The organism is Streptomyces sp. NPDC102514, assembly GCF_055584525.1.
Genome location: NZ_JBVJLW010000002.1, coordinates 305,863 through 330,812 on the forward strand (window position 1 = coordinate 305,863; position 24,950 = coordinate 330,812).

General features: G+C 71.3%; 18 protein-coding genes. 10 read left to right on the top strand and 8 right to left on the bottom strand.

Features of this window, described 5'->3' with window-relative positions:
- Positions 1 to 61: 61 nt before the first annotated feature.
- Positions 62 to 1,252: a saccharopine dehydrogenase family protein gene (locus tag ACZ60E_RS06390; protein WP_469438751.1), complete on the top strand. Its 1,191-nt coding sequence runs from the start codon at positions 62 to 64 to the stop codon at positions 1,250 to 1,252.
- A 106-nt stretch (positions 1,253 to 1,358) separates the two neighbouring features.
- On the opposite strand, the gene mmpA is transcribed toward ACZ60E_RS06390, so the two are convergent.
- The 3 genes from mmpA to ACZ60E_RS06405 form a co-directional block, all read right to left on the bottom strand.
- Positions 1,359 to 1,508, bottom strand: a complete 150-nt coding sequence (gene mmpA, locus ACZ60E_RS06395) for a morphogenic membrane protein MmpA (RefSeq protein ID WP_453793242.1) — start codon at positions 1,506 to 1,508, stop codon at positions 1,359 to 1,361.
- Positions 1,509 to 1,581: 73 nt separating this feature from the next.
- On the bottom strand, positions 1,582 to 2,274 hold the full coding sequence (locus tag ACZ60E_RS06400) for an endonuclease V (RefSeq protein WP_469438754.1): 693 nt from the start codon (positions 2,272 to 2,274) through the stop codon (positions 1,582 to 1,584).
- A gap of 215 nt (positions 2,275 to 2,489) precedes the next feature.
- Entirely contained in the window at positions 2,490 to 3,638 is a 1,149-nt protein-coding gene (locus ACZ60E_RS06405) for a WD40/YVTN/BNR-like repeat-containing protein (RefSeq protein ID WP_469438757.1), read from the bottom strand.
- 221 nt (positions 3,639 to 3,859) lie between these two features.
- On the opposite strand from ACZ60E_RS06405, the gene ssgD reads away from it, so the two are divergent.
- Positions 3,860 to 4,276 carry a spore wall synthesis regulator SsgD gene (gene ssgD, locus ACZ60E_RS06410; protein ID WP_107019990.1) on the top strand — a complete coding sequence of 139 codons (417 nt, stop codon included), beginning with the start codon at positions 3,860 to 3,862 and terminating at the stop codon, positions 4,274 to 4,276.
- Positions 4,277 to 4,435: 159 nt separating this feature from the next.
- Here ssgD and ACZ60E_RS06415 read toward each other — a convergent pair whose 3' ends face one another.
- A complete protein-coding gene (locus ACZ60E_RS06415) occupies positions 4,436 to 5,104 on the bottom strand; it encodes a GOLPH3/VPS74 family protein (RefSeq protein ID WP_384808691.1) in 669 nt (222 codons plus the stop codon).
- A gap of 386 nt (positions 5,105 to 5,490) precedes the next feature.
- Between ACZ60E_RS06415 and ACZ60E_RS06420 the strand changes: the two genes are divergently transcribed.
- The 3 genes from ACZ60E_RS06420 (at position 5,491) to ACZ60E_RS06430 (ending at position 9,437) form a co-directional block, all read left to right on the top strand.
- A complete protein-coding gene (locus ACZ60E_RS06420; RefSeq protein WP_469438760.1) occupies positions 5,491 to 7,119 on the top strand; it encodes an ABC-F family ATP-binding cassette domain-containing protein in 1,629 nt (542 codons plus the stop codon).
- 348 nt (positions 7,120 to 7,467) lie between these two features.
- The gene (gene ddaH / locus ACZ60E_RS06425) at positions 7,468 to 8,244 is read left to right on the top strand and encodes a dimethylargininase (RefSeq protein ID WP_384808695.1); all 777 of its coding nucleotides are present in this window, start codon (positions 7,468 to 7,470) and stop codon (positions 8,242 to 8,244) included.
- Positions 8,245 to 8,456: 212 nt separating this feature from the next.
- Positions 8,457 to 9,437 carry an acyl-ACP desaturase gene (locus tag ACZ60E_RS06430; RefSeq protein ID WP_248776479.1) on the top strand — a complete coding sequence of 327 codons (981 nt, stop codon included), beginning with the start codon at positions 8,457 to 8,459 and terminating at the stop codon, positions 9,435 to 9,437.
- A gap of 84 nt (positions 9,438 to 9,521) precedes the next feature.
- Here ACZ60E_RS06430 and ACZ60E_RS06435 read toward each other — a convergent pair whose 3' ends face one another.
- On the bottom strand, positions 9,522 to 13,001 hold the full coding sequence (locus tag ACZ60E_RS06435) for a hypothetical protein (RefSeq protein ID WP_469438764.1): 3,480 nt from the start codon (positions 12,999 to 13,001) through the stop codon (positions 9,522 to 9,524).
- 77 nt (positions 13,002 to 13,078) lie between these two features.
- Positions 13,079 to 13,327, bottom strand: coding sequence for a WhiB family transcriptional regulator (locus ACZ60E_RS06440; RefSeq protein ID WP_384808700.1), 249 nt, complete (start codon positions 13,325 to 13,327; stop codon positions 13,079 to 13,081).
- 622 nt (positions 13,328 to 13,949) lie between these two features.
- Here ACZ60E_RS06440 and ACZ60E_RS06445 point away from each other — a divergent pair.
- The 3 genes from ACZ60E_RS06445 to ACZ60E_RS06455 all read left to right on the top strand — a co-directional run bounded on the left by ACZ60E_RS06445 (position 13,950) and on the right by ACZ60E_RS06455 (position 17,774).
- Entirely contained in the window at positions 13,950 to 14,741 is a 792-nt protein-coding gene (locus tag ACZ60E_RS06445; RefSeq protein WP_469438767.1) for a VOC family protein, read from the top strand.
- Between the two features lie 276 nt (positions 14,742 to 15,017).
- Positions 15,018 to 16,244 carry a glycoside hydrolase family 64 protein gene (locus ACZ60E_RS06450; RefSeq protein WP_469438770.1) on the top strand — a complete coding sequence of 409 codons (1,227 nt, stop codon included), beginning with the start codon at positions 15,018 to 15,020 and terminating at the stop codon, positions 16,242 to 16,244.
- 498 nt (positions 16,245 to 16,742) lie between these two features.
- The gene (locus tag ACZ60E_RS06455; protein ID WP_469438771.1) at positions 16,743 to 17,774 is read left to right on the top strand and encodes a LacI family DNA-binding transcriptional regulator; all 1,032 of its coding nucleotides are present in this window, start codon (positions 16,743 to 16,745) and stop codon (positions 17,772 to 17,774) included.
- An 82-nt stretch (positions 17,775 to 17,856) separates the two neighbouring features.
- Here ACZ60E_RS06455 and ACZ60E_RS06460 read toward each other — a convergent pair whose 3' ends face one another.
- On the bottom strand, positions 17,857 to 18,834 hold the full coding sequence (locus ACZ60E_RS06460; RefSeq protein WP_384808733.1) for a multicopper oxidase domain-containing protein: 978 nt from the start codon (positions 18,832 to 18,834) through the stop codon (positions 17,857 to 17,859).
- Between the two features lie 365 nt (positions 18,835 to 19,199).
- On the opposite strand from ACZ60E_RS06460, the gene ACZ60E_RS06465 reads away from it, so the two are divergent.
- Both ACZ60E_RS06465 and ACZ60E_RS06470 read left to right on the top strand, forming a co-directional pair.
- Positions 19,200 to 21,626, top strand: coding sequence for a ThuA domain-containing protein (locus ACZ60E_RS06465; protein ID WP_469438999.1), 2,427 nt, complete (start codon positions 19,200 to 19,202; stop codon positions 21,624 to 21,626).
- Between the two features lie 68 nt (positions 21,627 to 21,694).
- The gene (locus tag ACZ60E_RS06470; RefSeq protein ID WP_469439000.1) at positions 21,695 to 23,863 is read left to right on the top strand and encodes an OmpL47-type beta-barrel domain-containing protein; all 2,169 of its coding nucleotides are present in this window, start codon (positions 21,695 to 21,697) and stop codon (positions 23,861 to 23,863) included.
- A 26-nt stretch (positions 23,864 to 23,889) separates the two neighbouring features.
- On the opposite strand, the gene ligD is transcribed toward ACZ60E_RS06470, so the two are convergent.
- Positions 23,890 to 24,903: a non-homologous end-joining DNA ligase gene (ligD, locus tag ACZ60E_RS06475; RefSeq protein ID WP_469438772.1), complete on the bottom strand. Its 1,014-nt coding sequence runs from the start codon at positions 24,901 to 24,903 to the stop codon at positions 23,890 to 23,892.
- Between the last annotated feature and the right edge of the window lie 47 nt (positions 24,904 to 24,950).

A 24,950-nucleotide genomic window follows, 5' to 3' on the forward strand; every position in this document is an offset into this window, starting at 1 on the left:
TCCAGTCGCACGCTAGCCTCGGCCACCGACAACGGCGCGGGCTGAACGGCTGAGAGGTGCCATGAGCAGGCAGGACAGGACCGGGCGCGCGTACGACATCGTGCTCTTCGGAGCCACGGGATTCGTCGGAAGGCTCACCGCGGAGTACCTCGCCGCACACGCTCCCGAGGGGCTGCGCTGGGCGATCGCGGCCCGCGACACCGCGAAGCTGGAACGGCTCCGGAACCGCCTGGCGGAGATCGACCCGGCGTGCGCGGAGCTGCCCGTCCTGCGGGCCGATGTCACCGATCCGGTCTCCCTGCGGGAACTCGCGGAGCACGCGCGCGTGGTGGCCACGACCGTAGGCCCCTATGTGGAGTACGGCGAGGCCCTGGTGGCCGCCTGCGCGGACGCCGGCACCGACTATCTGGACCTGTGCGGAGAGCCCGAGTTCGTGGACCTCATGTACGTGCGGCACGACGCACGCGCGCGTGAGACCGGCGCCCGGCTGGTGCACGCCGCCGGATTCGACTCGATCCCCCACGACCTGGGCGCCTGGTTCACCGTGCGGCAACTGCCCGAAGGGGTACCGCTGACCGTGGACGGCTTCGTGCGGGTCGAGGCGATGTTCTCGGGCGGCACCTTCGCCTCCGCCCTCAACCAGTTCGCCCGCGGACGGCACATGCTCGCCGCCGCGCGCGACCGCAGGCGGCACGAGCCACGCCTGGTCGGACGCCGGGCGTACGCGCCCCCGAGCGCCCCGCGCTACGCGAAGGAACTCGGCGCGTGGGCACTGCCGCTGCCCACCATCGACGCACAGATCGTGCAGCGGTCCGCGCGGGCCCTGGAACGGTACGGGCCCGACTTCCGCTACCGCCACTACGCGGCGGTCGGGACGCTGCCGTCGGCCGTGGGCGGGGTGGCCGGAGCCGGGGCCGTCTTCGTGGCGGCGCAGGTGCCGCCCGTACGGCGCTGGCTGTCGGGCCGGTTCAAGCCGGGTGAGGGGCCGAGCGAGGAGAAGCGGGCCGCCAGCTGGTTCTCGGTGCGGTTCGTGGGCGAGGGCGGTGGGAAGCGGGTCTTCACCGAGGTGGCGGGTGGGGATCCCGGCTACGGGGACACCGCGAAGATGCTGGGCGAGTCCGCGTTGTGTCTCGCGTTCGACGACCTGCCCCGCACGTCGGGGCAGGTGACGACTGCCGTCGCCATGGGGGATTCGCTGATCGAGCGACTTCGGGGAGCGGGGATCACTTTTCGGGTTGCGGCCGTGCGGTGATGCTGCGCCGGCTTGGGCCGTAGGGGTGTTGCCGGATGGCTGGTGCGGGTTGGGTGTGGCTGGGGGCGCAGTTCCCCACGCCCCTAAAGGCACTGGGCCCGTGCTGTCAGAAGGGCCATTCCACGAGCGTGTAGATCATTCCGGCTGTCCAGGCCACGCCTGCCAGCACCGCGAGGGCCAGGCCGGCCATCATCGCCCGCTCGACGGGCTGGGTGGCGGTGCCCGCGGCGGGCTCGGGAGCGCGGTGTGTCGTCATGGGCCAAGCTTGTCGATCATGGCGGGCCGCGACATCCGTACACGTACTCAGAACACGTACTCAGAACACGTACTCATGTCGTCGTCGCCTTCAGGGCACGGCGGCACAGCGCGTCCGCGTGGCGGGTCGTCTCCGGGAGGCGGAAGCGCGGTGCGAGGTGGAGGGTGTGGGCGCAGGCGTTCTCCAGCGTCACCCGGTGGCCGACCGAGACGAACACCGGCTTGACGCCCGCCTGGGTGCGCAGCGCCCGGCCGACCTCCTCCTCGCCCGCGAGCAGCGGGGAGGAGGAGCCGCGCGGGGCGCCCGGCTCCTCGTGGGCGAACGTGAACGGGTTCTTGGCGACCCCGATCGTCGGGAGGCCGGTGAGGACGCCGAGGTGGCTCGCCAGGCCGAAGCGGCGGGGGTGGGCGAGCCCGTAGCCGTCGCAGACGACCAGGCCCGGCGCGCACGGCAGCGCTTCGAGGGCCGCCATGACCGCCGGGATCTCCCGGAAGGCGAGCAGCCCGGGGACGTACGGGAAGGACACCCGGCCGACGGCCGTGGACTCCGCAACCACGTCCAGGGTCGCCGCGTCGAGCACGACGGCCGCGGCCACGACGACATCGCGTTCGTCGTCGTAGGCCACGTCCACGCCGGTCACCCGGCCGGTGCCCGGCGGCGGGCCGGGTTCGTCGAGGACCACCCGCCCCCGCAACTCGTCCTGCACGGCCCGGGCCCGCTCTTCGGTGGCGGGCCAGCCCGCGGGGATGCGTACGGTCGTCGTCATGGTGCCGAGAGCCTAGGGCCTGTCTGACAATTCCCGTCTGCCTGGCGACGCCATGCACGCCCTCTCGCCGCACCGGTCGCAGAGCCAAGTACGTCCAGTACGAGGCTCTGTGCCCGGCACGGCGAGAGCACGCGCCTGACGCCGCCCGGCCGCCCTCCGGGCGACGACGGGAATGGTCAGACAGGCCCTAGGGCAGCCCGCGGGGTGCCGGAGCGTCAGCGTTCCAGGCGGGCCGCCCGGCCCTTCTCCCCCGACGCCCAGCAGGCCCGGTCCGGGGTGCAGTCCACGGTGTCGTACGAGCCGGTGTCCAGCGTGCGCCAGGTGCGGCCGCCGTTCGTCGTGAGGTCGGTGCCGGTGGGGCCGACCGCGAGGGCGGAGGTGCGGCTGTGCGGGAGCCAGGTGACGCCCGAGCGGTAGGCCGGCGGCGGGGCATCGGCCGTCGTCCAGGTGCGGCCCCCGTTGCCGCTGACCGCCGCCGCCTTCGGCGAGGCCTGGTCAGCGCGGTAGTCGCCGCCGACCGCGATGCCGTGCGTCCGGTCGCGGAAGGCGAGGGCGAAGACCCCGCGGGCCGGGTCGCCCGCCGGGACGGGGGTGTCGGTGGCGGTCCAGGTACGGCCGCGGTCGGCGGAGTGCAGCACACGCGCGCGTGCCGCCCCGCCCGTGGCGAGCCAGACGTCCCGCGGTCCCGAAGCGACCAGGCACTGCCCGCTCGCCGCGAAGCCCGCCTCGCCCTCCTGGGCGGCCGGCATGCCGTCGGCGGGCAGCACCTTCCAGGAACGGCCGCCGTCGCCGGTCGACAGGATGCGGAACTTCCCGTCCACGGGGTCGCTCATCGCCAGGCCGTGGCGCGCGTCGAAGAAGGTCACGCAGTCGTAGAAGGCTCTGGCGTCGGTGTTGCGGAAGGACTCGGTCCAGGTCGCGCCGCCGTCCTCGGTGCGCAGGATCCTGGACGCCTCGCCCTCCCCGATGGCCAGCACCACGGCCCGCCTGCCGTCGAAGGCCTCGACGTCACGGAACTCCAACTCGGCGGCTCCGGGCGGCGAGACGTTCCGCCAGCTCGTGCCGCCGTCGGTGGTCCGCAGGACGGTGCCCTTGGAACCCGCCAGCCAGGCCGTGTTCCGGCTGACGGCGGCCAGGCCGCGGAACCGCGCGTCCGTGCCGCTGTCCTTCAGCTCCCAGTGCGGCTGCCGGTGCGGCTCCCCGTGCGTCGGTTTTGCGCCACTCGGCCCCTGACCGGCGGTTCCGTCCGCCTGCGCCGACCCCGTGAGCGCGGCCGCGAACGCCGCTCCGCACACCCCCACGGCCAACAGTCGCCCTGTGAATCCCTTGTTACTCGTGCGTCGCGTCTTGCCCAAGCCCCTCATGGCGGGCGAAGCTAGCCCACTCCCCCGATCACGTCCAGATGCCCGGGAGGCATCAGCGGTCACTCAGGAAATCAACGATCACTCCCGTGATTGAAGGCGGTGACGGAGGTCACTAGGACTTCATGCGTTTTCGCAGGCACGGATTGGCCGGTTCCGACGTCCTTACAAGTGCCCGGCTCATCCGTCCGCAGTTCGTCCGCACGTCACAAGGGAGCAAGGCGTTGTCCACCGTTATCGAGCAGCCCGTAGAGGCCCGCCTCGTCGCCGCCGCGCCGCGGATGCCGAGCATTCCCGCGACGCTCAGCTACGACCCCCACGATCCCTTCGCGGTCCGCATGTCCTTCCCGGCCCCGTCCACGCTCGAAGGCGTGGAGGTGTGCTGGACCTTCGCCCGCGAGCTGCTCGCCTCGGGCCTGGAGGAAGAGGTCGGCCACGGCGACGTCCGCGTGCGGCCGTACGGCTACGACCGCATCGTCCTGGAGTTCCACGCTCCGGAGGGCACCGCCGTGATCCACGTGCGCGCCGGCGAACTGCGGCACTTCCTGGCGAGTTCGACGGAGCTGGTGCCCGTCGGTCTTGAGCACCTGCACCAGGACCTGGACCACGACCTCGCCGAACTGCTGCGCGACTCGTTCTGAGCGGGCTCCGGTGAGCAACTCCTCCTGGGCGACTCCCGCTGAACGACTCTTACCGGTTCGGTGGCGCGTCCGCTGAGCCGGTCGTACGTTCCCGTGTTCCGCAGCTCCCGCGCGGCACGGCGGACGACGCTGGGCGCTGCCCACTCCGCGCCCGGCTCCTCAGTGCCCCGGCACCCCGGGTGCCGCCATCGCCACGGACACCGCCGACCGCACCTCCTGGACCGCCTGCCGCAGAACCGGGGTCGCCGTACCGCTGCGCTCGGTCAGCGCCGCGATCCGCTCCTCGTACCGCCGCCGCTCCCTGCCCGACACCAGCGTGCGCAGTTCGGCCGCCGCCGCGAGGGCGACGAGCGCCGCGTCCCGCTCGGACACCTCATGGACGGGCAGCGGGCCCTCCAGCACCTGCCGGGCCTCCGCGCGCAGACCCTCCACGACGGCGACGCGGCCGATCTCGTACTCCACGGACGGGAAGACGCCGAGCACCCGCGTCTTCTCGGCGCGCAGATATCCGTCCGCCGCGAGCTGCGCCTGTACGGCGTCCAGCGTGATGCGTGCCCGCAGGCCGACCCACGTCTTCCACTTGTGCGGCCGGGACTCCTCGATGAGTTCCAGGAGCCCGTCGAGGGCCGGGTCCCCGGTCCTGCCGTCCGGGTCGGTGGGCGTGGCGACACCCTCCGCGTCGGCCAGCAGCCCGCGCTGCGCCAGCTCGGTGAGGGCACCGGCCCGGACCAGGTGCGGGAGCTGGGAAGCGCTGGTGACCTTGAGCTTCGAGGTGTCCCAGGCCAGCAGACAGAGACGGGCGGGCAGCGAGAGCGGGCCGATGGGCACGGGGTCTCCTTCGGACGGTCGGGGGCGGAGGAATCGGGGGCGTGGGGATCGTGGGCAGGGGTCGAGGTCAGGACCGGGGTCGGGGCCGGGGTCGGGGTCGGGGGCGCTTTAATTCGTTGACAGCCGCTGGGCCCCCTCCTACGGTGTAAAGCGGTCCTGTTGTCGCCGAATGGAGAAGGACGTTGCTCGTCTGAGGTCTTGAGACACCGCGCCACACACCTGTCCGTGTGTGCGCAGCGTGCGACCTCGGCTCCGAGCCGTCCCGCGGAACAGGGCTTTTCCCGTGTTCCGCGATCCCCCCGGAGGACTCCGTCCTTCCGGCCGTCGCCGCCTCCCGGTGTCTCGATACGTGTCGCCCTGACCGCATCCAGCACTGCGAGGCCTGTATGTCCAGTACCCCCACTTCCATCACCTGCACCTCCCTCTCCTTCGCCTGGCCCGACGGCACGCCCGTCTTCGAGGACCTCCAGGTGGCCTTCGGACCCGGCAGGACCGGGCTCGTCGGCGTCAACGGATCGGGGAAGTCCACACTCCTGAAGCTGATCTCGGGAGAACTCGTCCCGGCCGAGGGCACCGTCCGCGTCGCGGGCGAGGTCGGCCGCCTTCCCCAGAACGTCACCCTCGACACCGGGCTGCGGGTCGACGAGGTGCTGGACATCGCGGCCAAGCGCGCCGCGCTGCACGCCATCGAGTCGGGCGACGTGTCCGAGGAGCACTTCGAGGTCGTGGGCGACGACTGGGACGTCGAGGAGCGTGCCGTGGCGACGCTCGGCGAACTCGGCCTCGGCCACATCGGGCTCGACCGCACCATCGGCGAGGTCTCGGGCGGCGAGTCGGTCCTGCTGCGGCTGGCCGCGCTGCTGCTGCGCCGGCCCGACGTGCTCCTCCTCGACGAGCCCACCAACAACCTCGACCTGTACGCGCGCCGGCGGCTGTACGCGGCCGTCGAGGGCTATTCCGGGGTCATGGTCGTGGTCAGCCACGACCGTGAACTCCTCGACCTGGTCGACCAGATCGCCGATCTGCGCTCCGGCGAGGTCGCCTGGTACGGCGGCAACTACTCGGCGTACGAGGAGGCGCTCGCCACCGAACAGGAGGCGGCCGAAAGGATGGTGCGTGTCGCCGAGTCCGACCTGAAGAAGCAGAAGCGCGAACTGGTCGACGCGCAGGTCAAGTTGGCCCGCCGCAAGCGGTACGGGCAGAAGATGTTCGAGCAGAAGCGCGAGCCGAAGATCGTGATGGGGGCGCGCAAGCGCGCGGCCCAGGAGTCCGCGGGCAAGCACCGCATCATGCACGAGGAGAAGCTCGCCGAGGCGAAGGAACGGCTCGACGACGCGGTGGAGGCCGTGCGGGACGACGACGAGATCCGCGTCGACCTGCCGTACACGGCCGTGCCGCCGGGCCGCAACGTGCTCACGCTCCTGGACCTGGAGCTGGCGTACGGGGCGAGTGCGGGCTCGTTCGATCTGCGCGGGCCCGAGCGGGTCGCGCTGATCGGGCGCAACGGGGCCGGCAAGACGACCCTGCTGCGGACGATCGCCGGGGAGCTGGCGCCCGTCTCCGGGGAGGCGTCGACCCATGTGCCGCTGCGGTTCCTGCCCCAACGACTCGATGTCCTCGACGACGAGTTGACGGTCGCCGAGAACGTGGCGCGGTTCTCGCCGGGCGCCACCAACAACCGGGTCCGGGCGCGGCTGGCCCGGTTCCTGTTCCGGGGCGCGCGGGCCGATCAGCCGGCGGCGACGCTCTCCGGCGGCGAGCGGTTCCGGGCGGCCCTGGCCGCGCTGATGCTCGCCGAGCCCGCACCGCAGCTCCTGATGCTCGACGAGCCGACGAACAACCTCGACATGGCGAGCGTGCGGCAGCTCACCACTGCGCTGGAGTCGTACGAGGGCGCGCTGATCGTGGCCAGCCACGACGTGCCGTTCCTGGAGTCGATCGGGATCACGCGGTGGCTGCTCCTGGACGGCGCGCTGACGGAGACGTCGTCCGAGGCGGTCGGGCAGGCGAGGTAGTCCGGGTGGCCCCGGGTGGCGCTCAGGGCAAAAGCAGGGGCGCAGCCCCGCTTTTGAGGGGCGCGGGGAACTGCGCGGCCCGCCCCCACCGGGCCGCACGGAACTCACGACCGGGGCGGTGCCCCTCCCCCCTCCCCCCCCCGGGGGGGGCCGGTTGTTCGTAGGGGGCGGGTGCGTGGGGGCCGGCCGCGTAGTTCCCCGCGCCCCCTGACGGGGCCGTCGTCGGGTGCGGGTGCGTGGGGGTGGCCCGCGCCGTTCCCCGCGCCCCTTACGGGGCTGGGGCTGTTGCGGCGCAGGGCGGGGCTGCATGATGTGCGGGACAACACCCTGCCGAGACGGAGACCGCACGTGCCCAGCCAGAAGGCTCTCATCCGCCGTCCCAGCCCCCGCCTGGCCGAAGGTCTCGTCACGCACCTGGAGCGCACACCGGTCGACCTCGCCCTGGCGCTCGACCAGTGGGAGGCGTACGCGGGCGCACTGCGTACGCACGGCTGGGAGACCGTCGAGGCGGAGCCCGCCGACGACTGCCCGGACTCCGTGTTCGTCGAGGACGCCGTGGTCGTCTTCCGCAACGTCGCGCTGATCGGCCGCCCTGGCGCGGAGTCCCGGCGCGGCGAGACCGCCGGCGTCGAGGAGGCGGTGGCCCGGCTCGGCTGCTCGGTGAACTGGGTGTGGGAGCCGGGCACGCTCGACGGCGGCGACGTCCTGAAGGTCGGCGACACGATCTACGTCGGCCAGGGCGGACGTACCAACGGAGCCGGCATCCAGCAGTTGCGGGCCACCTTCGAACCGCTCGGCGCCCGGGTAGTCGCCGTACCGGTCAGCAAGGTGCTGCACCTGAAGTCGGCCGTCACCGCACTGCCGGACGGCACGATCATCGGGTACGAGCCGCTGGTGGACACGCCGTCGCTGTTCCCGCGCTTCCTCGCGGTGCCGGAGGAGGCGGGCTCGCACGTCGTCCTGCTCGGCGGCGGAAAGCTGCTGATGGCGGCGAGCGCGCCGAAGACCGCCGATCTGCTCGCCGGACTCGGCCTCGAACCCGTCCTCGTCGACATCGGCGAGTTCGAGAAGCTCGAAGGCTGTGTGACGTGCCTCTCGGTCCGGCTGCGCGAGCTGTACGTCTGAGACCCGGAGGGCCCCGCGCACGGCCCCGGGACCTGCGCATCCGCCGGACGGGTGGCCTCCGCATGCCTGCCGAATCGATCTTTCCGGAGATCGTTGCTGATCAGGGCTCTTTACAGCACGCTTAACCTACGGCACCGTAACCTACGGATACGTAGCCTACGATGCCGTAGGTTGGTTTCACCGCTCAGCACATACGTCCCCCTGGAGCCCCCGTGACGATCACTTCTCCCCATCTCGGCAGCCCGTCCTCCGACTGGACCGACGCCCGGCTGCTGTTCGCGCTGGAAGAAGTGGTGGAGACCGAACTCAACCGGCACCTGAAGGTCGCGAAGGACTGGATGCCGCACGAGTACGTGCCCTGGTCCGACGCCCGCAACTTCCCCGGCATCTTCGAGGACGGCGAGGCCTGGGGCAAGGAGCAGTCCAAGGTCACCGAGCTCGGCCGTATCGCGCTCGTCGTCAACCTCCTGACCGAGGACAACCTGCCCAGCTACCACCACGAGATCGCCTCCCTCTTCGGCCGCGACGGCGCCTGGGGCACCTGGGTGCACCGCTGGACCGCCGAGGAGGGCCGCCACGGCATCGTGATGCGCGACTACCTGCTCGCGTCGCGCGCCGTGGACCCCGACCAGCTCGAAGCGTTCCGTATGCAGCACATGAGCGAGGGCTTCGAGTCGGACAACCGGCACTCGATGCTGCACTCCGTCGCGTACGTCGCCTTCCAGGAGCTCGCGACCCGCGTCTCGCACCGCAACACCGGACACCAGTCGGGCGACCCCGTCTGCGACCGCATGCTGGCGCGCATCGCGACCGACGAGAACCTGCACATGGTCTTCTACCGCAACCTCCTCAAGGCCGCGTTCGAGCTGGCCCCCGACCTCACCATGCAGGCCGTGCGGGACGTCATCGTCCAGTTCCGGATGCCCGGACACGGTATGCCCGGCTTCGAGCGCGCCGCCGCGCAGATGGCCATCGGCGAGGTCTACAACATGCGGATCCACCACGACGACGTCCTGATGCCGGTACTGCGCCACCTCAGGGTCCTGCAGATCGACGGCCTGGGCCCCGAGGGCCTGAAGGCGCAGGAGGAGCTCGGCCTGTACATGGGCGGCCTGGACGCCGAGGCCGCCAAGTTCGACGAGAAGCTCGCGGCCCGCAAGGCCCGTATGGCGGCCCGCGCCGCCGCTGTGTGATCCGCTCCGCAGCCGTGTGATCCGCTTCGCGGCGGGTGACCCGATGCCCCTGTCCCGGCGTGTGTGCCGGGGCCGGGGCATCTGTCACTCGTACGCCGTCGTCCGGGCCAGTGCCGCGTCGCGGACGTCGGCCACCGGGTGGCGGCGCAGCGCTTTGAGCCGCTCCCGCCACGGCAGCCGCCAGTCCGTGCGGGTGCCGAGTGCGACCGTGAGCGCCGTGGCGAGCAGTCCCTCGCTGTGACCGCCGTGCGCGGTGAGCCGTCGGACGGTGTCGAGAAGGGTCTCGGCGTCGCCCTCGTGCGTCCCGTGGTCCAGCCGTGCGGCGAGTTCGGCGGCGGTCGCGGCCGCGAGCGCCGGCCGGCCCGCCGTCAGCGCGGCCAGCCGGGACAGGGCCGCGTCCACGTGCTCCGCCGCCGCGTCCAGGTCGAGGTGGGCCACCGTGATCGCGGCGGCCTGCGGCACGAAACCGTCGTATCGGGCCAGCAATTCGGCGGCGCCGAGGGCCGCGGCGCGGATGGGCCCGGCGTCGGCTTCGGCCCGCTGCGCCAGGCACGTGACGAGATGGTCGACGCGCTGCCGGGCGGGCCGGTCCCGGAGGGGCTCGGCGTCAGCGCCGGCATCGGTATCGGTATCGGTATCGGTATCGGCGGTAGCTTCGCCTCCGGCGTCGCCGGACTCGTACACATGGTCCGGCACATGGTCCGGGTTCCTCGCCCCGCCCGTCGCTTCCGCCTCCACCTCCGCCAGCGCCCGCAGGGCATCCCGTACTCCCGTCGCTCCCCCGTCCGAACCCGTCGCCGCGATCACCAGGCCGTGGGCGGCGGCCCGCCAGCTCGTGCGGTTCGTCAGGTCCGCCGTCGCGGTGGCAAGGACGGTGGGTGCGTCGGGGCACCAGGGCGCCCAGCGGGCCAGGGCCCCGTAGGCGAGGACGGCGGTCGGCGGGTCGTCGGTCGTGGACACGTCGCGGACGAGCCGGGCGTACCGCTCGCGGTGCCGTTCCGGCAGGTCGAGGGGCGCGACGCGCAGCACGGCCGCGCGGAGAACGGGTTCGGCTCCGGCGGCGTCGTGCAGCAGCGTCCACACGGGCTCCTGGGCGAGCAGCGAGCCCGCGAAGGCGACACACGCGGCGCGGACGTCGAGGTGGGTGCCCGGCCGCCGGTACGCCTCGGTGAGAAGGCGTGCGGCCACCGGGGCCGGGAGCCGGACCGCGGCCAGGCGGGCGGCCTCCTTGCGGCTGGTCACCTTGGTGTCCGGCGCGGACAGCACGTCACGCAGCCGGTCCACGAGCAGGGACGGCGCCAGGTGCCGGGACACCCGGGTGGCCGCGTACACGGCGACACGGGCCCGGTCGTCGCCGGCGTGCGCGAGCAGTTCGGGGAGCGTGTCTCCGGGGCGGTCGGTGTGGGCGAGCGCGCCGAGCGCGGCCTCCGCGAGCACGATGTTCCGCGAGCCGGTCCAGCGGCGGGCCACTTCGGCGCCCCGCTCCGGTATGCGCGCCGCCTGCTCGACAGCGGCGGCCCTGGCATGCGCCGGGAGGCCCGCGTCGGCAGCCGACGCCGCCAACTTCCTTACCAAGGCGTCCTGTTGACGCGGCAGCCAGCGCCGTACGTCGGGTCCCACGGGTACGGTCCACGCGGTGCCCCTGGTGAGGAAGCGCCCGTACGGCGGGGTGTCCGCGAGGAGCACGTCGAGGAGGTCGGTACGGCGGCGGGTGAGCACGGCCAGGACGGGCCACAAGGTCCCCGCCGAGGGGTCGAGGGCGAGGACGCGTGCAGCTCTTTCGTCCCGGGTGGCGGGCGGTTCCAGCCACAGCTCGACGGCGGAGCGGACGGTCGTGTCGCTCCCGAACCGGATGGCCTGCCAGAGGAGTTCCTGCAGATCGGTCATGCCGGCGGCACGCCGCCCCACGGCCCGGGCCAGCGCGAAGGCGAGGCCGTGGTCGGCCTTCTCCGCCCCGGCCTCGATCCACGGCCGCAACGCCTCGTACACCTGGTGTTCCTGCCCCCGGCGCAGGGTCGCGTCGAGCCGGCCGAGGTCGGCGCCGCCGGTGTTGCCGGAGATGCGTACGAGGGTGCGCAGGGCCCAGTTGACCAACTCCCTTGATCCGCCCGCCGCGTGCTCGCGGAGCACGGAGACGGCGAACCGGCTGAGGTTGCGCCGGCTCCCCGGTGAGGAGTCCCGGGCGTCGACGGCGTCGGCGACGATCCTGTCGAGGTGCGGCCCGGCGTCCTCGGTCAACAGGGCGGGCGGGATACGGGACAACGCCCACAGAGCCGGCTGTCGTACCGGGTCCTGCTCGTTGCGGAGCCGGGCGGACTCCTCCAGTACGCGGACGACGGCGGCGGGGTCGCCGGAGCGGGCCGCGTTGGTGATGAGCAACGGCCAGGCCAGGGCGCGGTCTTCGGCGGCGGGCCGGCGGGTCGCCTCGACGAGCCGCTCGCGCACCTGGGCGACCGGCAGATAGGACTCGGCGAGCAGGACGGTGTGCCAGGTCGCTCCGCTCTCACGGGCGGCGGCGGCCATCCGCCGCGCCTCCTCCGCGACACAACTGCGCGGCAGGGCATCGAGGACGACGGCGTCGACGACGGCGCCCCTGCCTACCGGGCCCCGGCCGGCCATCGCTTCGGTGTAGAAGGCGTACCGGCGAGCGGGCGGGAGTGCCACCAGGAGGACGGCGAGGTCGCCGTGGTCGGCCAACATCGAGCCCAGAGCGACGAGTTCACCGCTCTCCACCCCCTCCGCCCGGGCGATCCTGCGCAGCAACGGACGACTGCGCACAGCCCCGGCCGAAGAGCCGTCGCCCACGAGGAGCAGTCGGAGCACCCGTTCCGGAGCGACGGCCGCGAACGCGCCCAACTGGTCATGGAGTTGATACGGGAGCCCGGCGGATGCGAAACGTTCGACCAGGTCCAGCGCACGCAGCGGCCGGAAGGGCACGGTGGCCGTCACGGCCTGCGCGTACCGTCGCCACCAGGTGTCACGCAGTGACGCGGGCAGGGCGGCCAACTGGCCCTCCACCGCGTCCAGCAGGACCTCCGGGTGCCGTCTGCCGAGCGATGCCCAGCCCCGCACGGCATGAAAGAGCGCGGGCAGGAGCCGGGCGACCGTGCCGGGTGAGCAGCCGGGCAGCAGGCGTGCCGCCTCCGCGTCGCCCCATTCGTCGCGCAGCGGGTCGACGAGCCGGTCCGCCAGCGCGGTGCGCCGGCCCGAGACCACGGCCCGCAGCAGGTCACGGCGAATCACCTCGGGCGCGTCGGCCAGCGCCGACTCGTATGCGGAGTCGGGCACTTGGAGGCTGTCGGCCACCCGCAGCGCGTGTCCGCGCACGAAGGAGTCCGGGTCGGCGAGGCGGGCGCCGACCCACCCGGCGTCCCGGCTGACGGCCGCCGCGACGACGGCGAGCCCTCGCCCGTAGGACCCGTGCGCCTCCAGCTCGTCCAGCAGTGGACGCGCCTCCGCCACCTCCCGCACCCTTGCGGCGAGTTCGCGCATACGCAGGGGGTACGGCAGCGGATCGAGGGCGTTCAGCAGACTCTCGGCCTGCTGCCGCGGGGTGTGGACCATGCGGTGGATTGTGCCTGCCGGAAGCCGCGACGCGCTCGGAATTCCCGATGCGCCCCGGCCACCGGGCCGGTGCCGAGCTAGTGCTGGGCGCGTCGGAGGCTGAGGCGCTCCTTCTCGGAGAGGCCGCCCCAGACGCCGAAGCGTTCGTCGTGGGTGAGCGCGTATTCGAGGCACGCGGAGCGCATCTCGCACATTCCGCAGATCTGCTTCGCCTCGCGCACCGAGCTGCCCGGCTCGGGAAAGAAGAAGTCGGAGCCGGTCTGGGCGCACAGTGCCTGTTCCTGCCAGGAGAGGTCGGGCGCGGCGGCAATGGTGTCGTTGTGCATGCCGGGATCGTGTCGCGCCTCGAAAAACGTTCGATCAACACGGGCTCAACGCCCACCCACGCACCACCACACCCGCCGAACCCGATGATGCTCCCGGCCGAAGGTAGGGGCACAGCGGCGCGCGGCGAAATCCACAACGGATTAACTACGGCGGCTGCGACCACTGCGCCCGCGGCACAGAGGGGTCCGGCCAGCAAGGCGCAGCCGGGTCGTGCCCCGTAAGGGGCGCGGGGAACGGCACGACCAGCCCCCACCGAGCCGCAGGCGAACGACGGGCCCTGCCTTTCATCTTTTAGGGGCGCGGGGAACTGCGCGGCCCACCCCCACCGACCCGCAGCCAAACCGTCCCCGCACCCCCGCCTCCTCAGGGGCATGAAAGGCAGGGGCGCAGCCCCGTTTTTCAGGGGCGCGGGGAACTGCGCGCTCAGCCACGCACGGCCCGCAGCCGAAAAGGTGCCCCAGGCCCCACCCCCTCAGGGGCACGGCGGGGCCGCCCCCCGACAGCGCAGGCGGCTACCAAGCGTGCCCCGGACCACGGCAGCACCCCGCTCCGGCGGCGATTGTCAGTGGGCGGTGCAAGACTCGGCAGTGCAGGCAACGGGACCCCTCAGAGGAGGGCAACATGCTCACCACCCGTTTCGTGACGGGCGCCCCGAACTGGCTCGATCTCGGCACCCCCGACATCGACGGCGCCACTTCCTTCTACCGAGGTCTCTTCGGCTGGGACTTCCAGTCGGCGGGACCCGATACCGGCGGTTACGGCTTCTTCCAGGCGGCCGGGAAGACCGTCGCGGGCGGTATGCAGACCACCCCCGAGCAGGGCCCGCCGTCCTGGACCGTCTATTTCCAGAGCCCGGACGCCGACGCCACGGCCAAGGCGGTCGAGCAGGCCGGGGGCGGCGTGCTGGTGCCGCCCGACGACGTCATGGACAAGGGCCGCATGGCCATCCTCGCCGACCGGGCGGGCGTCCCCTTCGGCCTCTGGCAGCCCGCCGCGCTCCGCGGCCTCGACGTGGCCGGCGAGGAGGGCTCCCTGTGCTGGGTCGAGCTGTACACACCGGACATCGCCGCCGCAGCCGCGTTCTACCACTCCGTACTGGGCATGGAGACCTCGGCGATGCCGTTCCCCGGCGGCGTCTACACCTGCATCAACCCCTCGGAGGGCGGCGAGGACGCCATGTTCGGCGGTGTCGTCCCCCTGGCCGACGACCCGGCGGAGCAGGAGGCGGGGGCGTACTGGCTGCCCTACTTCGAGGTCGCGGACACGGACGCCGTGCTCGCGAAGGCCCGAGGTCTGGGCGGCACGGTCCGGATGCCCGCCACGTCCGTGGAGGGCGTCGGCCGGATCGGCAAGCTCGCCGACCCGTACGGGGCGCGCTTCGCGGTGATCAAGAGCGAGCCTGCCACGGGTTGACGTCCGCCGGGAGACCGATGGACGAAGGATTGGCCGGCCGGGGCCGGCCGACTCCCTCCGGCCAACCCAGTCCGGCGTCCGGCGTCCGGCCTCGCCCGACCCAGCCCGCCCCCGCCCACCCTGCCGTCAACTTCTGAAGGCATGAACTTTTCGAGAGCGCTCTCAGTCATAACCCTTGACGCTTCAACTCCCCCTGGGAACAGTGGTGCCCCGCAGGAGGCCGATGCCCCATACATCGGCCTGCTCCTGCCTCCCCCCACGTTCCAGGAGACCGCTTTGATCTCACGCAGGAAGTTTCTGACCGGAACCGCCGCCGTCACCGCCGCCGCGGGCTACCCCGTCTGGGGGAGCGCTCTCAGCCCGACGGCCGAGGCGGCTCCCGCGACCTGTGAACTCGCCCTCAAGAACAACTCGCTGCCCGGCACGGTCCGCGCGTACGTCACCGGTCACGAGCAGTCGACGGGCAACTGGGTCCTGCTGCGCGCCGACGGCAGCGTCTACCGGCCCACCTCCCCTTCGGCACCCCAGACACCGCTGCCCGTCGACTGCGCCATCCCCCTGGGCGCCGCCGGCTCGGCCGCCAAGGTGCTGACGCTGCCTCAGATGTACGGCGCCCGCGTCTACTTCGTCCGGGACAGCACGCTCGACTTCTACCTCAACCCGGGCCCCTCCCTGGTCGAGCCCGCGTTCGCCACGGCCACCGACCCGAACTACGGCCGGACGTGGTCGTTCTGCGAATTCACGTTCAACACCGACCAGTTGTACGCCAACATCAGCTACGTCGACCTGGTCACCGCGCTGCCGATCGGTCTGACCCTGGAGGGCGACGCCACGCACACCGTGGCCCCGCTGCCCGACGGTGCCGTCGACCGGATCGCCGCGGACCTCACGGCGCAGGCCGCCAAGGACGGTCAGCCGTGGGACAAGCTGGTGACGCGGGGCGGTGACGGTTCCGTACTGCGGGTGGTCTCACCGCAGAACCTGATGGCTCCGTACTTCGACCGGCCCGCCGAGATGCCGTTCCGCGACCTGTGGACCGGCTATATCGACCAGGTGTGGGACAAGTACCGCTCCACCGACCTGGGGATCGACCTCCAGGGCGGCCGGGGTGTCGTCACCGGGCGGGTCAGCGGCGACACGCTGACCTTCGCCGGGGGTCACACCTTCAGCAAGCCCACGTCGAAGGATATCTTCACCTGCAACCACGGCCCGTTCGCCAACAACCCGGGCGACCCGGACGACAAGAAGGCCATCCTCGCGCGCCTCGCCGCCGGGTTCAACCGCTCGATCATGCTCACCCACCCGACCCAGCCCAACGGCACGACCACATCGGACTACTACACGGACGCGGTCACCAACCACTGGGCGCGTGTCGTCCACGCCAACTCCCCCATCGGCTACGCGTTCCCGTACGACGACGTACGCCCCGACGGCCAGCCCGACGTCTCGGGCGCGGCCCACGACGGCAACCCGCGACGTTTCACGGTCTCGGTGGGCGTGTAACGCCCGCGCGGCGGCGCGGGGGATTCTGGGCGGGCCCCGTCCGGCTCTCGACTGCAGCCGAGTGGGGGTGACCCGCGCAGTTCCCCGCGCCCCTGACGGGGCCCGAACCGGCAGCCCAAGCCGACGCCCGGACCCACGCGCCCGCCCTTAGGGGCGCGGGGAACTGCGCCACCAGCCACAACACACCCGCACCCGACCACCGGCCCGACTTTCCAGGGGCGCGAGGAACTGCGCGGCCAGCCACGACGCACCCGCACCGGGCATGCGGGGAGTCAGGGCACGTCCCGTCCGGCTCTCAACCTCAGGCGCGTGGGGGCGGGCCGCGCCGTTCCCCGCGCCCCTGACGGGGCCCGAGCCCGCGCCACGACCCACCCGCATCAAAGAACTGCGCAAGCAACCCCCCGCCATAGGACCAGCTCAGCAAGAAGTGAGCGCTCTCAGCAATGGAGCGAACCCCGGCTATCCTGATCGGCAACCGCCGCCCTGAGGAGCCCCGAGGTGACCGACCAGTCGACACAGCCACGCCCCACGCTGGAGGCAGTGGCCGCCCGGGCGGGAGTCTCCCGAGCCACCGTGTCCCGTGTCGTCAACGGAGGCGAAGGCGTCCGCGAACCCCTCGTCGAGCGAGTCAGGCGCGCCGTCGAGGAACTCGGTTACGTCCCCAACCAGGCAGCCCGCAGCCTCGTCACCCGACGCCACGACGCCGTCGCCGTGGTCATCGCCGAACCGGAGACCCGCGTATTCGCGGACCCCTTCTTCGCGCTCCAGCTCCGAGGCATCAGCAAGGAGCTGACCGCCCACGACTCACAACTCGTCCTGCTGCTCACGGAAGGCCGCGACGACCACGCCCGCGTGGCGCGCTATCTCGCCGGCGGCCACGTCGACGGCGCGCTCGTCTTCTCCCTGCACCTCGACGACCCGCTGCCCAGCCTGATCCACGGAGTTCCGACCGTGTACGGCGGGCGCCCCGGCTGGAGCGACGGTTCACGCGGCGTGGTCTACGTCGACTGCGACAACAGGGGCGGCGCCCGTGAGGCCGTCCGTCACCTCGTCGGACTCGGCCGCACACGCGTCGCGCACATCACCGGCGCCCTCGACCAGACCTCGGCGGTCGACCGGCTCGACGGGTTCCGTGACGTCATGGTGGACGTCGATCCGAGGCTGATCGTGGAGTGCGACTTCACCCCGGGCGGCGGTGAGCGGGCCATGCGGGCACTTCTCGACCGGTGCCCCGACGTGGACGCGGTGTTCGCCGCGAACGACCTCATGGCGGTGGGTGCCATGCGGGCGCTGCGCGAGCGGGGGCGGCGGGTGCCCGAGGATGTCGCTGTGATCGGGTTCGACGACATGCTGCCGTTCACCGAGCAGGCCGATCCGCCGCTCACGACCGTCCGGCAGGACATCGAGGAGATGGGCCGGTTGATGGCGAGGTTGTTGTTGCGGGGGCTGGACCGGAGCGGGTCCGCCGGTGTGGGGGTGCCGGCCAGTGTCGTGCTGCCGACGACTCTGGTGCGGCGGGTCTCCGCGTAACCGCTCCGCGGGGGCACGTTTGCGGGTGCGGGTCCGTCGTGGCTGAGCACGCCGTTCCCCGCACCCCTCAGCCGCGGAGCGCTCAGTGTTCGTGCGGCTCGTAGCCCGGGATCGTGCCGTCCGTCTTCTTGACCAGGAACAGGCCCGCCATTCCCATGTCGGAGTGGCTCTGGACGTGGCAGTGGTACATCCACGCGCCCGCCCCGACCCCCTCCCCCGCGATGACCTGGAAGCCGAACGAGTCCGCGGGGCCCACGATCAGGTTGTCGACCACGCGGCTGGGGTCGTCGGGGCCGGTCAGCAGACCCGTGCGGTTGTCCGCCCAGCGGTGACCGTGCACATGGAACGTGTGGTAGTACTCGCCGTGCGTGATCGACACGAACTCGACCCGATCCCCCACCGTGGCCTCGAAGTTGGGGCTGTCGTGCCCCGGCCTGTTGTTGATCGTCATGTCGTTGAAGACGATGGTGTGGGTCTTGTCGGGCAGGATGTCGCCCTGCCGGCGCACGATCACCGGCCCGTACAGGCCCTTCCGGATGCCGCCCGTACCGTGCTCGGTGCCGACGACATGGTCGTGGTAGTGCCAGTACCCCGCGCTGCCCGCCCGCCAGGTGCCGTCCTTGCGGCGGCCGGGGGCATGGGTGCGCCAGGTGTACGTGCGGGTGTCCCCGGGCTCGACATGCGACTTGCTCAGCTTCGTGCCGTCGCTGGACACCTCGTAGTCCAGGCCGTGGACGTGCAGGCTGGCCGCCACGTCCAGCGTGTTCTCGACCTCGATGTACGCGGTGTCGCCCTCGTTGAGTTCGATCAGCGGGCCGGGGATCGATGCCGCGCCCTTCTCGAACCCGTAGCCCAGCTGACCGTCGGCGAGCTTCTCGATGTACAGCTTGATGCGTCTGACCTCGCCGCCCGCGGGGGCGGTGCGGAGTGCGGTGCTCGCGCTCGCCGCGCTGTCCGCGGACGTCGCGTCCTTCGCGGCGACGAGCGACAACGATGTCGCGACCGTGGCGACGGCGGCCCCGCCCATCATCATCCGACGGCTGAACCCGCGCCTGTCCATCGCGTCCGTGGTGGCCATGTCGTCCGTGATGCCCATGCCGAACTCTCCCAACCTGCAACGCGGTCAACGGAATTGACGGGACTGGCGGGTCCGGTCGCGGAGCCGACGGCGGATCCGACCGAACCGAGTGACAGAGACGAACTGGTGAGACGGTAGTGGCATCGCCTTCGTTTATCCACACTCAGGACAAAGTTTGTTGGATACCGGTCATACCTATTGGCGAGTTCCGCGAAAAGGTCTAGCTTCCATGGCGCTGTTGCTGTGACCGAGGAGGATGGGGTGACCACATGCGGCCCACACCGCATCAAACGCCACTGACGGTACGGAAGTTGAGCAGGTCCAGACGGAGAGGCTGGGCTGCCGCGCTGGCGGCGGGAGTCGTCACGGCGGGTGTCCTCTCGGGGCCCGCCGCGAGCGCGCGCCCTGCTCCCGAACCGCTGACAACGATGTCGATCAAGTCGCCGCCCGGCGGCGCCGACGTGAAGGTGCTGATCTTCCACGGGTCCGCGGCCGGCGGCGAGGAGTCCCCCGTCGTCAACGCGGGTATCGAGGCGATCGAGGACCTCGGGCAGTCCGGCCCCGCGGCCGGGCGCTTCGGTGTGACCGCCACGGACGACGCCTCCGTCTTCACCGACGAGACGAAGCTCGGCCTCTACAACGCCGTGGTCTTCCTGACCGGTGGCGGCGACATCCTCGACCCGGAGCAGGAGGCCGGTCTGGAGTCGTACATGGAGGCCGGCGGCGGCTTCCTCGGCATCCATGACGCGGCCCGCGCCGAGCCGTACTCGGACTGGTTCACCGGACTCGTCGGCGCCCGTCCGGCCGCGAACAGCCCAACGGCCTTACAGCGGGCGACCGTTGAGGTCGGTGACCGTCAGCATCCGGCCACCAAGGATCTGCCGCTGCAGTGGAAGCGCCCCGACCAGTGGCTGAACTGGGTCAAGAACCCGTCCGGCGACGTGCACACCGTGGCGCGCGTCCGCGAGTCGACGTACACGCCGGGTACCAGCGCGAACGGCGCCGACCACCCCGTGTCCTGGTGCCGTGACTACGACGGCGGCCGGTCCTTCTACACCGGTATGGGCGGTACGGCGTCCTCGTTCGACGAGACGGAGTTCCGCTCGCACCTGCGCGGGGCGCTCGCCTGGACGACCCGGATCTCGCAGGCCGACTGCAAGGCCACGATCAACGCCAACTACAAGGCGGAGCGGCTGACCCAGCCCAACCAGCCGGGCCAGAACGACCAGATCGGCGAGCCGCACGGCCTGGTGACCGCGCCCGACGGCCGCGTGTTCTACATCGGCCGCGGTGGCGCCGACTCCTCGCAGCCGGTCATCACGGACTGGAACAACCCGGACGTCGGCAAGGGCAAGGGCGAGATCCACGTCTACGACCCGAAGACCAAGAAGGTCACGCTGGCCGGCACGCTCAACGTCTTCGGGAACAAGGGCGGCGGCGACGAGCTGATCAAGGTCGAGGAGGGGCTGCTCGGCATCGAGCTGGACCCCCGGTTCGCGGACAACGGCTGGGTGTACCTGCACTACACCCCGCACTCCCGGATCGACCGTGACAAGCAGATGGCCGAGCGGTACGTCTCCCGCTTCACCTACAACTCGGCGACCAGCAGGCTGGATCTGAACAGCGAGAAGGTCCTGCTCAAGTGGCCGGTCCAGATCCACAGCTGCTGCCACTCGGGCGGCGGCCTGGCCTGGGACTCCAAGAGCAACCTGTACATCGCCACCGGTGACAACAACTCCAGTGGCTTCAGCGACGGTTACTCGGGCAACAACCCGCAGCCGAACTACAAGGGCGTCTCCTTCGCCGACGCGCGCCGCACGGCGGGCAACACCAACAACCTCAACGGCAAGATCCTGCGCATCCACCCGGAGCAGGACGGCACGTACACCCTGCCCGAGGGGAACCTCTTCACGGGCAAGGAGACCGCCGAGGGCGGCGGCAAGACGCGTGGCGAGATCTATGTGATGGGCGTCCGCAACCCGGCGCGCATCTCGATCGACAAGAAGACCGACACGCTGTACGCGGGCTGGGTCGGCCCGGACGCGGGCTCGCCGTCGACGACCTGGGGGCCGGCGAAGTACGACACGTTCGCCGCGATCACCAAGCCGGGCAACCACGGCTGGCCGTACTGCATGGGCAACAAGCAGCCCTACCGGGACCGCAACCTGCCCGATCCGACGAAGCCGCTCGGCTGGTACAACTGCGACGCCCCGAAGAACGAGTCGCCGAACAACGACGGTCTCGTGAACCTGCCGCCGGTCACGTCGAACACCATCTGGTACTCGCCCCAGGGCGGCGGACCGGACTACCCGCGGGACGCCAACGGCATCCCGTCGTACAAGACGGCGGAGCAGAAGTTCCTGCTGCCGTGGCTCAAGGGCGGCGGCCAGGCGGCCATGGACGGACCGGTCTACCGGTACGACGGCACGCTGGCGAACGCCGCCAAGTGGCCCTCGTACTGGGACGGCAAGTGGTTCGTGGGCGACTTCTACGACGCCGACCAGCCGCGCCACGCCGTGCTGCTCGACCCGAAGACGGCCGGACAGGGCGGTATCCCGGTGCACGCCGAGTCCCTGAAGAAGATCATCCCCATCGGCAACGACGGCATCAAGAACCTCATGGACTGGAAGTTCGGCCCGGACGGCACGCTGTACGTCCTCGACTACGGCCGTGGCTTCTTCACCTCGGACTCCAAGTCCGCGCTGTGGCAGGTGACGTACAAGGGCGGCGGCCCCACTCCCGCCGCCTCTCAGCTCGCCAGGGAGGCGCAGTGACGCATGTGACGCACATCGGCAGGCGAAGAACTGGACGGCTGTGGACGGCACTTGCCGCCGCACTGCTGATGGTGCTGGGGCTCGCCTCCACCTCGGCGACCGGCCAGACCGACAACACCCCGTCCGGGGCGGGCGCCGCGGCGCAGACGCTCACCTGGACGGCCGGTGACGACATCACCAAGTACGCGTCCGCGCCCACCACGGCGGTCGCGGGCCCGACGACGATCGTCTTCGAGAACAGCACGGCGACCGGCAACACCATGGGCATGCCGCACACGTTGACGTTTGACGTGTCGGACCCGGAGTACCAGAACGACGTCCCGCTGAACATCCTGGCCAACCCGAACGACGACCAGGGCGGTAAGCACACCGCCGAGGTGACGCTCTCACCCGGCCGCTACCGCTACTTCTGCACGATCCCCGGCCACGGCCAGATGCAGGGCATCCTCGTGGTCACCGAGGGCACCGGCGAGGACACCACGGCGCCCGAGACCGCGGCACAGGTCACCGGCACGAAGAACGCGGACGGCGCGTACGTGGGTTCGGCGACCGTGGCGCTCAGCGCGACGGACACCGGTGGTTCGGGCGTCGAGCGCATCGAGTACGCCGTCGGTGACGCGGGTGCCTGGCTGCCATACACCACGCCCGTCGTGGTCGACCAGGTCGGCGCCCAGAAGGTCCGCTACCGGGCCATCGACAAGGCCGGGAACACCTCCGCGGAGAAGGCGGAGCAGTTCACGGTGGTGGCCCCGCCGACGGACGACACGACCGCGCCGGACACCTCGGCCGCGGTGACCGGTGAGAAGAACGCGCAGGGCGAGTACGTCTCCATGGCGACCGTCACGGTGACGGCCTCCGACACCGGTTCCGGCGTCAACACCATCGAGTACGCGCTCGGTGACGCCGGTGCCTGGCAGCCCTACACCGCTCCGGTGATGGTCCACGAGGCCGGCGCGCACAAGGTGCGGTTCCGGGCGACGGACAAGGCGGGCAACGTGGCCGCCGAGAAGTCGGTGTCGTTCACCGTCGTCGCGCCGCCGGTCGAGGACACCACTCCCCCGGTGACCGGTGTGAGCGTCGAGGGCACGAAGAACTCCTCCGGTGCGTACATCAACAGCGCCAAGGTGACGGTGACCGCGACCGACGCGCACGGCGGTTCCGGCGTGGACAAGATCGAGTACTCGCTCGACGGCGGCCCCTACCTCGCGTACACCGCTCCCGTGGTCGTCGACCGCGTGGGCGCGCACTCGGTGGTCTACCGGGCCAGCGACAAGGCGGGCAACACCTCGGCCGCCCGTACGGTGAGCTTCACGGTCACCCCGGGCGGCGGTGTGCCGGCGCCCAACTGCGCCGAGTACGACGAGCGGTTGACCGTCATCGTCGGCACGGTCGACTCGGGTGTGCCGAACCGGATAACCAACAGCCGGTGCCGCATCAACGAGTTGATCGAGGACGAGAAGGAGTGGACGTCCCACGCGCTGTTCCTCAAGCACGTGACGGCGGTCCTCAAGACCCTCCTCAAGGACGGCGTGATCGTCCAGCGTGAGTACGACCTGATCGACGCGGCGGCCGACGAGTCGGGCATCGGTGATCCCGGCCAGACCGAGGGCTACCGCACGATCATGGACGGTACGCAGGACACCTTCGGCAAGTGGCAGCACGTGGGCGGCGGTTCGTTCGGCCTCAACGGCGACGGCACCATCACGTCGGGCACGACGAGGGACGGCCTGGGCATGCTGTGGTTCCCCGAGCGCAAGTACGGGGACTTCTCGCTGAAGCTCCAGTGGCGTGACGACGCGCCGGGCACGGGCAACGCCAACTCCGGTGTGTTCGTGCGGTTCCCGCAGGTCCACAACCACCCGGAGGAGTCCCGGCCGGAGTGGGTGGCCATCAAGTACGGTCACGAGATCCAGGAGTTCGACAGCCCCACCGGCGACATGTACAAGACCGGTTCGGTCTACGGCTTCGACCGGGTGGGCCTGGCCGGTGCCGGTGTCACCCAGAAGGGCACCTGGAACGACTACGAGATCCGCGTGGTGGACCAGCACTACTCGATCTACCGCAACGGCGTGCTGATCAACGAGTTCGACAACACTGGCGGTCAGGACTTCACCCCGCCCCGCTCGGACGACCCGGGCACGGACGGGCGGCGGTTCGCCTCCGGCTACATCGGGCTCCAGGTGCACGGCACGACGGACGTGGTGTCGTACCGCGACGTCAGGATCAAGGAACTGTGACGCTCGACTAGCTTCACAGCTGCAGGTCAGCTCTCCTTCTTGGCCCTGCTCGGCTGTACCCGCTTCGGCTCGCCCGGCATCTTCGGGTACTCGGGCGGGTACGGCAGATCACCCAGCCCGTGATCGTGTTCGTCACGGCTGGCGAGTTCGAGCAGGGCTTCGAGGGAGTAGGCATGCTCGTCCATGTCCGCGTGCACATCGCCGAGTTCGGCGAAGCGCGCGGGCATGGTCACGAGATCGAAGTCCCGGGGCACGGCCTCGCCGACCTCGTCCCAGGTCAGGGGCGCCGACACCGGCGCGTGCGGCCGGGGGCGTACGGAATACGCGGAGGCGATCGTGCGGTCGCGGGCCGTCTGGTTGTAGTCGACGAAGATCTTCTCGCCCCGCTCCTCCTTCCACCAGGCCGTGGTCACCTGATCCGGCATCCGGCGCTCCAGCTCACGTCCGACGGCGATCGCGGCCCGGCGGACCTGGGTGAACGTCCAGCGCGGCTCGATCGGCACGAAGACGTGCAGTCCCCGGCCGCCGGAGGTCTTGGGGAAGCCGCGCAGATCCCCGTACTCGTGCAGCACCTCGCGCAGCTCATGGGCGGCACGCACCGCGTCGGCGTAGTCGGTACCCGGCTGCGGGTCGAGGTCGATGCGCAGTTCGTCCGGCCGGTCGACGTCGTCCCGGCGTACGGGCCAGGGGTGGAAGGTCAGCGTGCCGAACTGGGCGGCCCACAGGACGGCGGCGACCTCGGTGGGGCACATCTCGTCGGCACTGCGTCCGCTCGGGAAGGCGATGTGCGCGGTGGGGATCCAGTCGGGCATGTTCTTGGGCGCCCGTTTCTGGAAGAAGGACTCGCCGCCGACGCCCTCGGGGTAGCGCTCCAGGGTCGTGGGCCGGTTCCGCAGCGCGCGCAGGATGCCGGGGCCGACCGCGAGGTAGTACCGGGCGAGGTCCAGCTTCGTGAAGCCGCGCTCCGGGAAGAAGACCCTGTCCGGGCTGGACAGCCGTACCGTCCTGCCCGCCGCCTCCAGCTCCACCGCATCCGCCATGCGAGCCACGGTAGGCGCACCGCGCACACCTCGCATATCAGCACCGG